Here is a 14092-nt window from a genome sequence, read left to right on the forward strand (position 1 = left end):
CGGGCGCGGACGAGGGGCGCGCGGCGGCGGGCACACGCCCGCTCGCGCCGGCCTCCACCCCGCCGCCCCGACCGGCCGCCCCGACCGGCGGGCCGCGACCACCGCGCAGCTTTCGTCAGGAAATCGGACGATTCCTCCCCTAGGGTCGAGATGCCGACGCCCGCAGCGCGCTCCCCGTACGCGCCGCGGGCCCACCGGCGCTCACCGGCCCGGGATCCGATGGGAGCGGCCATGCCGTCCTACCCCTTCCGCACCACCCGCGAGGACGTCCGCATCCCGCTGCCCGACGGCACCCGGCTGGCCGCCCGGCTGTGGCGCCCGGTCAGCGACGAACCCGTCCCCGCCCTGCTGGAGTACTCCGCCGGCCGGCTCACCGACCGCACCGCCGCCGAGGACGCCCGCCGCCACCCCTGGTACGCCGGCCACGGCTACGGCGCCCTCCGGGTCGACACCCGCGGCCACGGCAACTCCGACGGCCTGCCCGGCGAACCCGGCGGCGACCAGGAGCTCGACGACGGCGCCGCCGTCCTCGACTGGCTCGCCCGCCGCCCCTGGTGCAGCGGCCGGGTCGGCCTGCTCGGCGTCGGCGCCGCCGGCACCACCGCCCTGCTGCTCGCGGCCCGCGCCCCCGACACCGTCGGCGCCGTGGTCACCGTCTGTCCCGAAGGCGGCCACCGCCTCGGCGGCGCCCTGCTCGCCGCCGACCTGCACACCCGGCTCACCACCCTGGTCTCCGACGCCGCCCTCCCGCCCGACCCCCGGCACGTCGGCGACGCCTGGCGCACCGACTGGCTGGCCCGCCTCGAATCCCTGGACCCGCCCGTCGACGCCTGGCTCGCCGCCGGCGAGACCACCGTCCCCGTCCCCGCCCCCACCTTCGCCGTCGCCGGCTGGGGCGACCCCTCCTGCTCCTTCGTGCTGCGCCTGCTCGCCACCTCCCCCACCGCCCGCGCCCTGCTCGGCCCCTGGCCGCACGGCCTGCCCGAGGACACCCTCCCCGAGACCCTGCGCTGGTGGGACCACTGGCTGCGCGACCTCGACACCGGCGCCCTGGCGGAGCCCGCCCTGCGCAGCTGGATCGGCACCCGCTGGACCGGCGAGGAGACCTGGCCCTCCCCCGACGTCCGGGAGATCCACTACGGCCTCGACGGCCCGCTGCGCACCGCCGGCACCGCCTCCGACGACCGCCACGTCCGCGTCCGCTCCCCGCAGCACACCGGCCTCAACGCCGGCGCCTACGTCCCGCTCGGCCGCCCCGCCGACCAGCCGCCCGACCAGCGCGAGGAGGACGGCCGCTCGGTCTGCTTCGACTCCCAGCCGCTGCCCGACCCGGTCGAACTGCTCGGCACCCCGACCGTACGGCTGCGCCTGCGCGAGGGCGGCCCGCCCGCCCAGATCACCGCCCGGCTCTGCGCCGTCGGCCCGGACGGCACCTCCACGCTGCTCACCCGGGGCGTCCTGGTCGCCACCGGCCCCGACGCGGACGTCGAGCTCGCCGCCTGCGCCGGCACCGTCCCGGCCGGGCACCGGCTGCGGCTCGCCCTCTCCTCGGTCTACTGGCCGTGGGTGTGGCCCACCCCGGACGACGCCGGCTACGCGCTCGACCCGTCCCGCTCCGCCCTCACCCTGCCCACCCGCCACCTCGCCGCCGACATGGGCGCCGCCCCCGTCGCCTTCGAGGCCCCCGCCCTGCCCGAGCCGCTCGACATCCACCGCACGGAGCCGCTGACCGCCCGGCCCGAGCACGTCACCGTGCACGACATCGGCCGCCGGGAATGGCGTGCCGAACTCTCCCCCGCCACCGACGGCAGCCGCACCCACCCCGACGGCCTGGTCCGCGACGAGCACACCGTCACCGCCTACCGGGTGCTCACCGGCGCCCCGCTCAGCGCCCAGGCCCGCACCGACCACACCGTGCGCCTCGAACGCCCCGACATCGGCTGGGACGTCACCGTCCAGACCCGCACCCAACTGCGCTGCGACGCCGGGCACTTCCTCAGCATCGTGCAGCTGCGCGCGCTGGAGGCCGGCTCGGTGGTGTTCGCCCGGGAATGGCAGCACCGCGTGCCGCGCTGGATTCCACAGGGCGATTCCAAGTAATCCTTATACATTTGCTTTCAATTCCATCATTGCTTTATAAATGGCGGCATGAAGACCCTCGGCCTGATCGGCGGCATGAGCTGGGAATCCACCGCCGAGTACTACCGCCTCCTCAACGAACTCACCCGCGACCGTCTCGGCGGCCTGCACTCCGCCCCGCTCGTGCTGTACTCGGTCGACTTCGCCGCCATCGAACGCCTCCAGGCCGACGGCCGCTGGACCGAGGCCGGCGAGGTCCTGGCCGGCGCGGCGCGGTCCCTGGAGGCCGCCGGCGCCGAACTGCTGCTGATCTGCACCAACACCATGCACAAGGTCGCCGACCAGGTCACGGCCGCGACCCCCGTCCCGCTGCTGCACCTCGCCGACGCCACCGCGGACGCCGTCCGGGCCGCCGGGCTGCACCGGATCGGGCTGCTCGGAACGGCCTTCACGATGGAACAGGACTTCTACCGCGGCCGGTTGGCCGCCCACGGCCTCGACGTCCTCGTCCCCGGCCCCGACAGCCGCGCCCTGGTCCACCAGGTGATCTACCAGGAGCTGTGCCTCGGCCTGGTCCGCGAGGAGTCCCACGCGGCGTACCGCCGGGTGATCGACGAACTGGTGGCCGCCGGCGCCCAGGGGATCGTCCTCGGCTGCACCGAGATCGAACTGCTCGTCCGCCCCGAGGACAGCCCCGTCCCCACCTTCCCCACCACCCGCCTGCACGCCGAAGCCGCCATCACCGCCGCCCTGACCCCGTAACGGCCCCGCGGCGGGCCCGCGACGACCCCGGTCAGAGGCGGTCGTAGATGGCGGCCAGCTGCCGGAGCACGTCGGTCGCGGCGTCCAGGGCGGGGGCGTCGTGGTGGGCGAGGGCGGTGTCGAGTGCCTGCGCCAGGGTGGTCTGGCGTTCGTCGTGGCGGCGGCGGCCCGCGTCGGTGAGGGCGACCAGGACGGACCGCTTGTCGCCCGGGGGGCGTTCCCGGGTGACGTAGCCGGCGGTGGCGAGGTTGTTGACCAGCTGGGTGGTGGCGGCGCTGGTGGTCTCGGTGGCGGCGGCGAGCTGGCCGATCGACAGCGGGCCCGCCTCGGCCAGGACGCGCAGGGCCCGGGCGTGGGTGAGGGAGAGCGCGCCGGGGGTGCGGGTGGCGCGTCCGCGCAGGCGGGAGTCGGCGGCGCTGAGGCTGTAGGCGGCGCGGGCGAGCTGGTCGAGGGCCTGCTCGCGGGCGGGAGTGGGCTGGGGCTGCGACATGGGGGCGGCCTCCGTGGCTCGATCGATGGGCGGGTTGACAACAGAATATCCTAAGTACTTAATAGATAAGTACTTAGCGACTCGGCGGCACCGCCACCGAGCCCCCTATCGACACGGAGGACACCCGTCATGACCGTTCGTTCGACCGGACAGAGCTGGGCCCTGGACATCGCCCTCGCCCAGGGCGGCTTCGACGCCCTGCACCCCCAGGCCAAGGGCACCCTGGAGCAGCTCGGCCACGACCACACCGACTTCGACAAGGTCTTCGCGCTGGTGCAGAGCGGGGCGATGCTCCCCAAGGCCTGGGCCACCGTGGCCGGGCAGGCCGAGGAGCGCGCCGCCCACCACGAGCGGGGCGGCTTCGCCCAGACCGCCGCCGACCTGTACGTGCGCGCCGCGGTGATGTGGGGCCGCGCCCAGTACTCCGTCTTCGACGCCACCGACCCGCGCAAGCTCGCCTTCCGCGAGCACGCCAACCACTGCGTGGAGCGCCTCGGCGCGCTGCGCGACGACCGGGTCCGCCGGGTGGAGCTGGACTTCGAGGGCGGCCGGATCTACGGCCTGCTGCACCTGCCGGCCGGCGAGGTGCGCAACGCCCCCGCGGTGATCCTCGGCCCGGGGATGGACATGATCAAGGAGGACTACATCTACGCCGCCGAGCGGTACTACACCTCCCGCGGCATCGTCGCCCTGTCCATCGAGGGCCCCGGCCAGGGCGAGACCCGGGCCAACGGGCTCACCGTCGACCTCACCAACTACGAGCGGGCGATCAGCCGTTACCTCGACCACCTGGCCTCGCTCCCGGAGGTCGACCCGCAGCGGATCGGCATGTTCGGCATCTCTATGAGCGGCTACTGGGGCTCGCGCGCCGCCGCCGCCGACCGCCGGCTCGCCGCGCTGGCCGCCTTCGAGGCGGTCACCGGCGACTTCCAGACGATCTTCGAGCAGGCCCAGCCGACCTTCAAGAACAACTACATGTACATGGCCGGCTACACCGACGAGGAGGCCTTCGACCGCGAACTGGTCGCCCGGATGCCGCTCGGCGACCTCGTCCAGGAGATCGACTGCCCGGTCCTGTACGGCATCGGCGAGTTCGACGAACTGACCCGGCTGGAGCAGGCCCTGGCCAACTACGAGCGCATCCGCGCGCCCAAGGAACTGCGCGTCTACGAGAACGAGTTCCACCCGCTGGGCGGGGTCGCCGCCGAGATCTTCCGCTTCGGCGCGGAGTGGATCGAGCGCGCCCTGAACGGCGAGTTCGCCGAGGCCGGGCGCGACGTGCGGCACTACGTGCACCACGACGGCCGCACCACCGACGGCACCGCCAACCCCACCTGGTGGCTCGGCGCCGTCCCCGCCCAGATCACCGCCGCCCGCCGGGCGTGACACCGGGCGGCCTCCGGGCGTGACACCGGGCGGCCTCCGGGGGTGGCGGGGCGGCGCGCGCGTGGGGGGCGCGCCACCCCGTCACCCCCGGGGCCCCGCACGGTCCGGCCCCGGGGTATGGAAGCCCCGGGGCCGGACGGTGCGCTGGTGCTGCGTCAGCTGGTCCGGACGGATGCGTCAGCTGGTCTGGATGGAGGTGTCGTCGATCACGAAGCTCGTCTGCAGCGAGGCGTCCTCGGTGCCGGTGAACTTCAGGGTGACGCTCTGGCCCGCGTAGGACGAGAGGTCGAAGGTCCGCTGCTGGTAGCCCGCCGCCGCGTCCACGTTGGAGTACGTCTTCAACGTGGTCCCGTTCACCGACACGGCCAGCTTGTCGTACGCGGTGCTGCCCGACTCAGCGGTGTCGATGTGCAGCCAGAAGCTCAGCGTCGCCTTGCAGCCCGCCGGGATCGTCACCGTCTGCGCCAGCGTGTCGGTGTGCGAGGAACCGTAGCCGTTCAGCCACGCCTTCCACGAACCACCGTGCGCCGCCTGCGAGGAGCTGTTGTCCACCACGCCGGAACTCGTCGTCCACGGCGCCGCCGAGCCCGTCTCGAAGCCCGCGTTGCCCAGCAGCTGCGCCGGCGTGCAGGTACCGCCACCGCCACCGGTCACCGTCCACGTGAAGCTCGCCGTACCGGACTTGCCCGCCGAATCCTTCACCGTCACCGTCACGCTCGACGAACCCGCCGCGGTGGCGGTACCGGTGATCGCACCGGTCGAGGCGTTGATCGCCAGCCCCGCCGGCAGACCCGTCGCACTGTACGACAGCGGCGCGGTACCACCGGAAGCGTTGATCTGGACGTTCACCGCACCGCCGACCGCCGTGGACTGGTCACCGGGGCTGCTGACGGAGACCGCGCCGCTGCCGGCCGGCTTGGTGAGCAGGCAGCCGGCCACGTTGAGGTCGATGACCCGGCCGTTGCCGAGGCAGGTGGTGAACCAGTAGGTCTCCTCACCGTAGCTCTGGCCCTTGGTGGCCGTGGTGGTGCCGTCGGCAGCGACCTCGCACGGGTTGTCCAGGGTGCACATCTCGCCGTTGTCGTTGCCGGTGTTGTTGATGCCGATGATCCGGCCGCTGGCGGAGTCGATGATCGGCGAACCGGAGGTGCCGTGCGTGGTGTTGCAGCCGGAGCTGTAGCGCAGCGAGTCGTGCCAGGTCCACTGGTCCTCGCGCAGGGTGGGCACGAACCCGTTGACGGAGCAGTTCCACACCTGCTTCCAGTACGAGGAGGGTATGTACATCGCGGCGCCGTCGGTCGGGTGCGTGTCGTTGACGGTCAGCGCGGTCGCGCCGTACTTGGAGCTGATCGAGCCGTAGGTGTCGGTGAGTTGGTAGAGCGCGACATCGGTGCCGGTCATGGTCGCGTAGACGACCTTGTCGGCCTGGACGGTGCCGAGGCTGTTGCCGGCGCCGTCGAGCAGGGTGCCGCTGCGGCTCGCGCTCGCGTTCTGGATGACCTGGCCGGCCGTGGGCATGGTCGGCAGGCAGTGGCCGTTGGTGAGCATCAGGGCCCGGTCTCCGGCCACCGAGGTGGGGTAACGCACCAGCGAGGCCGAGCAGTTGCTCAGCGCGATGGTGGAGGTCAGGTCGCTGGCCTGGACGGCGTGCGCGGGGGCGGCGGCGAGGGTCAGTCCGCCCGCGACGACGGCGCCGACGCCGGCCATCGCGGCAAGTCTCTTGAACATGGCTCTCCTTGTGGGGGATCGCGGGGTGTACGACTGGTCGCCGAGGCCCGCGCCGCACGAAAGTGCCATGGTCACTTCAAGTGGTCAACCGTATTGGCCGAACTCGCCGACGGCAATCGTCCGTTGCGGCCCGGGGCGGCAACCATCCGCCCCGGTATGCCCGTTAAGGGCGGGCGCAGTGGCACCCCACGGCACCGGCCGTGCCCGCCCGTCGGGGCGTCATATCCGCCCGCCCACCCGTCCGCTCGCCCGCTCGCGGGGGCTACGGCTGCGGGAAGGAGTTCTCGTCCACCTCGTCGGTCTTGGCGTTGCCGCCGACCGTCGGCTGGAGGGTGATCGACCAGGACGTCGCGGTGCGCCCGGTCTCGAACGCCAGCGTGTCCTGGAACTTGGTGAACCGGCAGCTCTGCGTGAACGCCTTCGTGTCGGAGTCCCAGTCCACCCCGCCCGCGAAGTACACCTCGTACGTGCCGTCCTCGACGCCCTCGATGCTGGCCTTCTGCCCCTTGGCCACGTACACCGAGTGCACCGACTTGCCGTTCAGCGCGAGCGAGACGACCGCGTCCCCCCTGCCGCCGTTGTCGACCTTGAACACGCCCTCGCCGCGCAGCCGCCCCTCGCGCACCAGGGTGCCGTTGTCCAGCGAACGGGACTGCTGCTTGGGGGTCTGCGGGACGGCGAAGGTCGTCGGGTAGCCGGCCGCCGCCATCTTGGCCAGGGCCGCCGACACCGCCGCCAGGCCCTCGGAGGCGCCCAGTTCGGCCTGCGCGGAGCCCACCGCGCAGACGCCCCTGCTCTTGATGTCGCCGCGGACCTTCGTCGCGTCGGTGGCCAGCGAGGTCAGCGCCCTCACCAGCTCGGTCTGCGCCGTCGCGACCGCGGCCGGCTCGTCCGCCAGGCCCAGGCTCCGCCCGGCCGTCCGCGCGCTGGTGGCGATGCCGCCGAGGACGCCGTCGAGGTCGCCCAGGGTCTTGGCCCCGGCCACCTGGCCGAGCGCGGTGTTCACCGGGTCGATGGTCGTGCCGAGCACCGGGCCGTACGGCGGCGGCGTCGGGGTGGGGGTCGGCGTCCGCGTCGGCGCGGGCAGGGCCGGGGCCGCGCCGGTGGACGGCCCGCCCGCGGCGCTCCCCCCGCCGCCCCCGCTCCCCCTGGTGCCACTGGAGCAGGCCGCGAGCAGCAGTACGGTGCCGACGGCCAGACCGGCCTTGGTGATGGACTTCATGAATCCCGCCCCGGTGACGCCCCGCGCACACAGCGTGCACGTGTCCGCCGCCATGCTGGCGGCCCCGCCCGGCGCGGTCAACCGGATTCCGAGGGCGTGCGGAGGGCGTGCAGGGGGCGCCCGGGGGCGCTGATCGAGGTCAACTACGATCGGGGCGTGCTCAGCCTCACCGGACTCCCCCTCCAGATCGTCGCCTCGGTCGTCGCGATCCTCGTCTTCGGCGCCACCATGTGGCTCTGGCCGCGCTTCGGCGGGAAGGGCTGGAAGTCCTGGACGGGCCGGATCGGCGCCTTCCTCGCCACCCAGATCGCCGTGCTGGTCGCCATGGGCCTGATCGCCAACGGCTACTTCGGCTTCTACAGCTCCTGGAGCGACCTGCTCGGCACCGACGGCAAGCCGGGCACGGTCGTCGACCACACGCCGAACGCCTCCGTGGCCGTCACCGGCGAGCAGAAGTTCTACTCGGCCCAGGGCTCGGACCGGGAGCGCTCCGGGCTGATCCAGCAGGTCGCCGTCAAAGGAGCCTCGACCGGCCTGAGCACCGAGGCGTTCGTCTACCTGCCCCCGCAGTACTTCCAGCCGGACTACGCGCAGCAGCGGTTCCCGATGGCCCTGGTGCTCACCGGCTACCCTGGCACGCCGGAGAAGCTGATCTCGCTGATGCAGTACCCGGCCTCCACCCTCACCGCGATCGAGCAGAAGAAGCTGCCGCCGACCGTCCTGGTGATGATGCGCCCCACGGTCGTCGGCAACCGGGACACCGAGTGCGTCGACGTGCCGGGCGGCCCCCAGGCGGAGACCTTCTTCACCACCGACCTGCCCAAGGCGCTCGCCACCACCTACCGGCTCGGCACCGACCCGGCGAGCCGCGCCGTCATCGGCAACTCGACCGGCGGCTACTGCGCGCTCAAGTTCGCGATGCGCAAGCCCGACGCCTACCGCGCCGCGGTCGCGCTCTCCGGCTACTACAGCGCGGCGCACGACGAGACCACCGGCGACCTCTTCGGCGGCAACGACCAGCTGAAGCAGCAGAACGACCTGCTGTGGCGGCTGAAGAACCAGCCGGCCGCCCCCGTCTCCCTGCTGCTCACCACCAGCTACGACGAGAACAACTACGCCGACACCCAGGCCATGGTCGGCGCCTTCAAGGCCCCCACCAAGGTGTCCACCATCACCCTGGACACCGGCGGCCACAACTTCCACACCTGGACCCGGGAGATCCCCCCGGCCCTGGAGTGGCTCGGCCAGCACCTCACCATGCCGAAGGCCGCCTGACCGATCCCCCGGCGGCCCGCCCGATCACCCGATCACCCGATCGGCCCCGCAGATCACACCCGTCTCACAGCGTCGTCTCACGCTCCTCTCAGCCGCACCACGCACGGTATGGCGCATGACCACGACCAGCTACTCCACTCCGGCCGGCGAACCGTGGCCCGAGGCCGCGGACTTCCCGCCGCCGGAGGTGCCGCAGCCGGACCCAGCCCGGCCGGACCCGGCGCCGCTCTTCCCCGAGCAGCCCCTGCCGCCCGCCCGCCCCAAGGGCCCTGCCTCCTGGTCCGGCCGGCTGCGCACCCTCCCCGCCCGCGCCTGGCGCGGCCGCGCGGACGACCCGCGCTGGGTGCGCCCGGCCCTGCTGGCACTGCTGGCCGCGACCGTCGTCCTCTACCTCTGGGGCCTGAGCGCCTCCGGCTGGGCCAACGCCTTCTACTCGGCCGCCGTCCAGGCCGGCAGCCAGAGCTGGAAGGCCTTCTTCTTCGGCTCCTCCGACGCCGGGAACTTCATCACCGTCGACAAGCCCCCCATGTCGCTGTGGCCGATGGCCCTCTCGGTGCGGGTCTTCGGCCTGTCCTCCTGGTCCGTGCTCGCCCCGCAGGCCCTGATGGGCGCCGCCACCGTCGGCGTCGTGTACGCGACGGTGCGCCGGCGCTTCTCCCCGCTCGGCGGCCTGCTCGCCGGGGCCGCCCTGGCGCTCACCCCGGTCGCGGCGCTGATGTTCCGCTTCAACAACCCCGACGCGCTGCTGGCCCTGCTGCTCACCCTGGCCGCGTACGGGCTGGTGCGGGCCATCGAGGCGGCGGGCACCCGGTGGCTGGTGTTCACCGGGGCGATGTTCGGCCTGGCCTTCCTCACCAAGACCCTGCAGGCCTTCCTCGTGCTGCCCGCCTTCGCGCTGGTCTACCTGGTCGTCGCGCCCACCGGCCTGTGGCGGCGGGTGCGGCAGCTGCTGCTCGCGGGCGCGGCCATGGTGGTCGCGGGCGGCTGGTGGGTCGCGGTGGTCGAACTGCTGCCGGCCTCGGCCCGCCCGTACGTCGGCGGCTCGCAGGACGACAGCTTCCTCTCCCTCACCTTCGGCTACAACGGCCTCGGCCGGATCAACGGCGACGAGACCGGCAGCGTCGGCGGCGGCGGGCGGCTCCCGGCCGGGCTCGACCTGCCGGCCGGGGCGATGCGCGGCGGCCGCGGCTGGGGCCAGACCGGCCTCACCCGGCTGTTCGGGAGCGACATCGGCGGGCAGATCGCCTGGCTGCTGCCGGCCGCGCTGATCCTGCTGGTCGCCGCCCTGTGGGCGACCCGCCGCTACGCCCGCACCGACACCGCCCGCGCGGCGTTCCTGGTCTGGGGCGGCGCGATGCTGTCCACCGCGCTGGTGTTCAGCTTCATGTCCGGGATCTTCCACCAGTACTACACGGTGGCGCTCGCCCCGGCCGTCGCGGCGCTGGTCGGCATGGGCGTGGACGGCCTGTGGCGGGCCCGGCACCGGCTTCCGTGGGCGCTGGTGCTGGCCGGCACCCTCGCGGTGACGGCGGTGTGGGCGTTCGTCCTGCTCGGGCGGAGCTCGGAGTTCCTGCCCTGGCTCCGCTGGGCGGTGCTGGTCGGCGGGCTGGTGGCGGCGGCCGCGCTGGTCGCCGGACAGCTGGCCGGGCGGGCCGACGGGCGGCTCGGGGCCCGGATCGCCTCGGTCGCCGGCCTGGTCGGCCTGGCGGCGGCGCTCGGCGGGCCCGCCGCGTACGCGGTGGACACCGTCGGCACGGCACACAGCGGCTCCATCGTGACGGCCGGGCCGGCCGTCCAGGGCGCCTCCGGTCCGGGCGGCGGCGGCCGGCACGGCGGGCAGGGCTTCGCGGGCAACGGGCGGACGTTCCAGCCCGGCCAGAACGGCGGCGGGCAGAACGGCGGCGCACCCGGCTTCCCCGGCGGCGGCGGGCAGCACGGCGGCTGGCCGGGCGGCCAGGGCGGCGGCAACGGGTTCAACGGCGGCAACGGCGGCGGCCAGGGCGGCTTCAACGGCGGCAACGGCGGCTGGTCGGGCGGCGGTTCGGGCAAGGGCCCGGGCGGCGGCAACGGTCACCGCGAGCGCGGCACGGGCGCCAACCCCGGCACCGGCAACCCGGGCAACCCCGGCAACCCCGGCAGCGGCGAGGACCCCGGCGCCTTCGGCCCCGGCGGCATGGGCGCCACGGGCGGCATGGGCGGCCTGCTCGGCGGCACCAAGGTGAGCGAGGAGGCCTCCGCCCTGCTCAAGGAGAGCGCCGGCCAGTACACCTGGGCGGCCGCCACCAGCGGCTCACAGAACGCCGCCAGCTACCAACTCGCCACCGGAGAGCCGGTGATGGCCCTCGGCGGCTTCAACGGCACCGACCCCTCGCTCAGCCTGGCCGGCTTCCAGAAGTACGTCCAGGAGGGCAAGGTGCACTGGTTCATCGCCGGCGGCTCCCACCGCGGCTTCGGCGGGGCCGAGAGCGGACGGGGCGACACCGGGGAGAAGGAGTCGGAGACCTCCCAGATCGAGAGCTGGGTGACGAGCCACTTCACCGCGAAGACGGTCGGCTCCACCACCTTCTACGACCTGACGGCCCCGACCTCCTGACCGTCCGACCTCCTGACCGTCCCACCCCAGGGGGCGCACCGCAGCCGGCGGTGCGCCCCTTCGCGTTGCCCCCGGGAAAGCCCCCGTCGGCCCCGGCAGTCCCCGTCAGGCGGACGGGCAGTGCGTCCCGGCGGCGGGCAGCGTGCCGTCCACCAGGAACGCGGCCACCGCGTCCCGCACGCACCCGCTCTTGTCGTAGCCGGTGTGCCCGTCGCCGTCCCGGGTGAGCAGGACGGCGTCGGCGAGGTTGGAGGCCATCCGCTGCGCCCACGGGTACGGCGTGACCGGGTCGGCGGTGGAGCCGATCACCAGGATCGGGGCGCTGCCCTCGGCCCGGATCCGGGCGGGCCGTTCGGCGGTGCGGTACGGCCAGGAGCGGCAGTCCGGGGCGAACAGCGCCGCCGAGGTGTCGTGCCGGCTCATCAGCGGGGCGCGGGCGGCGAGTTCGGTGCGGTCGGTGCGCAGGTCCCCGGCGCCGGGGGCCATCAGGGCGTCCGCGCAGCTGATGGCGGCGAAGGCGTCCGCCGCGGTGGAGTAGCCGCCGTCCTCGCCGCGGCCGTTGGCGCCGTCGGCGAGGGCGAGCAGTTCGGCGGCGTCGCCGCGGGTGATCGCCGGGTCGAGGGCCTGGCGCAGCCGCTCCCAGGAGCGGTGGCCGTCGTAGAGGGTGTCGAGGGTGCCGTTCCAGGCCAGGGTGGCGGTGAGGCGGCGGCCGTCGGCGGCGGGCAGCGGGTGTGCGCGCAGGCCGTCCAGGAAGTCGGCGAGCCGCTGCGGGGCGGCGGCGCGGTCGCGGCCGAGGGGGCAGTCGTCGCGGCCCGCGCAGTCGGCGGCGAAGTCCCGCAGCGCGGTCTCGGTGGCGGCGGCGGCCTCGACGTTCAGCCGGACCGGGTCGAGGCTGCGTTCGAAGGCGCCGTCCAGGGCGAGGCGGCCGGTGCGGGCGGGGAACTCCTCGGCGTAGAGGGCGCCCAGGTAGGTGCCGTAGGAGCTGCCGAGGAAGTCGAGCCGCCGTTCGCCCAGGGCGCCGCGCAGCACGTCGAGGTCGCGGGCGGTGTCGCGGGTGGAGAGGTGGGGCAGCAGCGTGGCGTACCGGGCCTGGCAGGCGTCGGCGAGCACCCGGCCGCGGTCGTAGCCGGGGTCGTCGGTGCTGGTCCACTCGTCCCGGGTGCGGTCGTCGAGGCAGTGCACGGGGGTGGTGCGGCCGGCGCCGCGCGGGTCGAAGCCGACCAGGTCGAAGTGGTCGGAGAGGGTGCCGCGGTAGTCCTCCCAGCCCCAGACCACCCGGTCCACGCCGGAGTTGCCCGGCCCGCCGGGGTTGAGCACCAGTGACCCGATCCGCCGGTCGGCCTCGGTGGCGCGGATCCGGGAGACGGCGACGTCGATCGTCTCGCCGCCCGGATCGGCGTAGTCCAGCGGGACCTTGAGTCCGGTGCACTGCGCGACCGGCTCCCCGGCCGGGCGCTCAGGCCGGTCCGGGCAGTCCTTCCAGTCCAGCGGCTGGAGGTACAGGGCCGCGAGCGCGGGGGCGGCCGTGCCGGGCACCAGGTCCTGGGGCCGGGCCGCGGCCGCGGTGCCGGGCCGGCGGGCGCCCGGGTCCGAGGGCCCGGTGCAGCCCGCGGCGAGCACGAGGAGGGCGACGGTGAGCAGGGCGCGGAGCGGGCGGCGGGGGTTCGACGAGTGCACCGCCCACGAATACCACCCGGCGCCCGCTCCCGTCACACCAGCATCTGCCGTAACGATTCCTCAGCCTCCGCACTGCTGCAGCATGGCCTGCTTGTCGGCCACGGTGACGGGGAGCTGGTACTTCAGGGAGACCTGGGCGAAGCGGACGGCGTACGAGCAGCGGACGGCGGTGTTGGCGGGGAGCCAGGAGGCCGGGCCGGAGTCGCCCTTGGAGGCGTTCTGCGAGCCGTCGGCGGGGATCAGGTTGAGCGGGTCGTTGGCGATCTGGACGCGCTTGGCCTTGTCCCACTTGGCGGCGCCCAGCTGCCAGTCGTAGGACAGCGGCATCACGTGGTCGATCTGGATCTTCGTGGCCTGCTGCTTGGTCCACTGGACGTTCTTGCCGGTGTACGGGTCGTAGATGGTCATCGCGGTGACGACGCAGTTCGAGCCGTCCTTGCGCTCGACGGCGGTGCCGTCGCGGGCGAGCAGGTCGTTGCGGGTGTCGCAGTTGTTGTGGCCGAGCGGGACGCCGTCGACGTTGTCCGTCCAGGCGGGGCCGAACTCGTTGCGGTCGTAGCCGTCCTTGGGGCCGGCGGCGGCGGTGGCGACCTTGGCTATCACGTCGCGGCCCGCCTTCTGCTCCTCCGGCGTGGTCAGCGGGGCCAGGCCGGGCTTGGTGCCGTCCGGGTTCTGCAGCGGGCTGGTGCCCAGGCCCCCGGCGGGCGCGGCGGAGTCGCCGCTCTTGTGGTCACGGCCGCCCAGCAGCCAGCCGGCCAGCGCGAGCGCGCATATCAGGAACACGGTGGCGGCGGACAGGGCGGTGCGGCGGGCGGGCACGGATAACTCCCGGGATCTGGGGCGGGTTGACGGCGAACCAGCAGATCAGCCACCCCGAGAG

Annotated in this window: 10 protein-coding genes; 5 read left to right on the plus strand and 5 right to left on the minus strand. The window is 74.1% G+C overall.

Going from position 1 to position 14092, the window contains the following annotated elements; translation table 11 throughout:
- Window positions 1–231: 231 nt before the first annotated feature.
- A complete protein-coding gene (locus tag A6F73_RS07530; RefSeq protein WP_107452833.1) occupies window positions 232–2100 on the plus strand; it encodes a CocE/NonD family hydrolase in 1869 nt (622 codons plus the stop codon).
- A gap of 48 nt (window positions 2101–2148) precedes the next feature.
- Complete coding sequence (locus A6F73_RS07535; RefSeq protein WP_063347067.1) at window positions 2149–2841, plus strand: aspartate/glutamate racemase family protein; 693 nt, start codon at window positions 2149–2151, stop codon at window positions 2839–2841.
- Window positions 2842–2872: 31 nt separating this feature from the next.
- Here A6F73_RS07535 and A6F73_RS07540 read toward each other — a convergent pair whose 3' ends face one another.
- Window positions 2873–3331 carry a MarR family transcriptional regulator gene (locus A6F73_RS07540; protein WP_063347068.1) on the minus strand — a complete coding sequence of 153 codons (459 nt, stop codon included), beginning with the start codon at window positions 3329–3331 and terminating at the stop codon, window positions 2873–2875.
- Window positions 3332–3460: 129 nt separating this feature from the next.
- On the opposite strand from A6F73_RS07540, the gene A6F73_RS07545 reads away from it, so the two are divergent.
- On the plus strand, window positions 3461–4717 hold the full coding sequence (locus A6F73_RS07545; protein WP_063347069.1) for an alpha/beta hydrolase: 1257 nt from the start codon (window positions 3461–3463) through the stop codon (window positions 4715–4717).
- Between the two features lie 177 nt (window positions 4718–4894).
- Here the strand turns inward: A6F73_RS07545 and A6F73_RS44355 are convergent, their stop codons facing one another.
- Together A6F73_RS44355 and A6F73_RS07555 are read right to left on the minus strand one after the other, a co-directional pair.
- On the minus strand, window positions 4895–6445 hold the full coding sequence (locus A6F73_RS44355; protein WP_063347070.1) for a putative Ig domain-containing protein: 1551 nt from the start codon (window positions 6443–6445) through the stop codon (window positions 4895–4897).
- 262 nt (window positions 6446–6707) lie between these two features.
- Window positions 6708–7667 carry a hypothetical protein gene (locus A6F73_RS07555; RefSeq protein WP_063347071.1) on the minus strand — a complete coding sequence of 320 codons (960 nt, stop codon included), beginning with the start codon at window positions 7665–7667 and terminating at the stop codon, window positions 6708–6710.
- Window positions 7668–7823: 156 nt separating this feature from the next.
- Here A6F73_RS07555 and A6F73_RS07560 point away from each other — a divergent pair, with 156 nt between their 5' ends.
- The gene (locus A6F73_RS07560; RefSeq protein WP_063347072.1) at window positions 7824–8942 is read left to right on the plus strand and encodes an alpha/beta hydrolase-fold protein; all 1119 of its coding nucleotides are present in this window, start codon (window positions 7824–7826) and stop codon (window positions 8940–8942) included.
- A gap of 115 nt (window positions 8943–9057) precedes the next feature.
- Window positions 9058–11535 carry a glycosyltransferase family 39 protein gene (locus tag A6F73_RS07565; RefSeq protein ID WP_063347073.1) on the plus strand — a complete coding sequence of 826 codons (2478 nt, stop codon included), beginning with the start codon at window positions 9058–9060 and terminating at the stop codon, window positions 11533–11535.
- A gap of 105 nt (window positions 11536–11640) precedes the next feature.
- Here A6F73_RS07565 and A6F73_RS07570 read toward each other — a convergent pair whose 3' ends face one another.
- Window positions 11641–13212, minus strand: coding sequence for an alpha/beta fold hydrolase (locus A6F73_RS07570; protein WP_063347074.1), 1572 nt, complete (start codon window positions 13210–13212; stop codon window positions 11641–11643).
- A gap of 60 nt (window positions 13213–13272) precedes the next feature.
- A complete protein-coding gene (locus A6F73_RS07575; protein WP_063347075.1) occupies window positions 13273–14031 on the minus strand; it encodes an HNH endonuclease family protein in 759 nt (252 codons plus the stop codon).
- Window positions 14032–14092: the final 61 nt, after the last annotated feature.

It is taken from the genome of Streptomyces sp. MJM8645, from assembly GCF_001625365.1.
Classification (GTDB): Bacteria; Actinomycetota; Actinomycetes; order Streptomycetales; family Streptomycetaceae; genus Kitasatospora.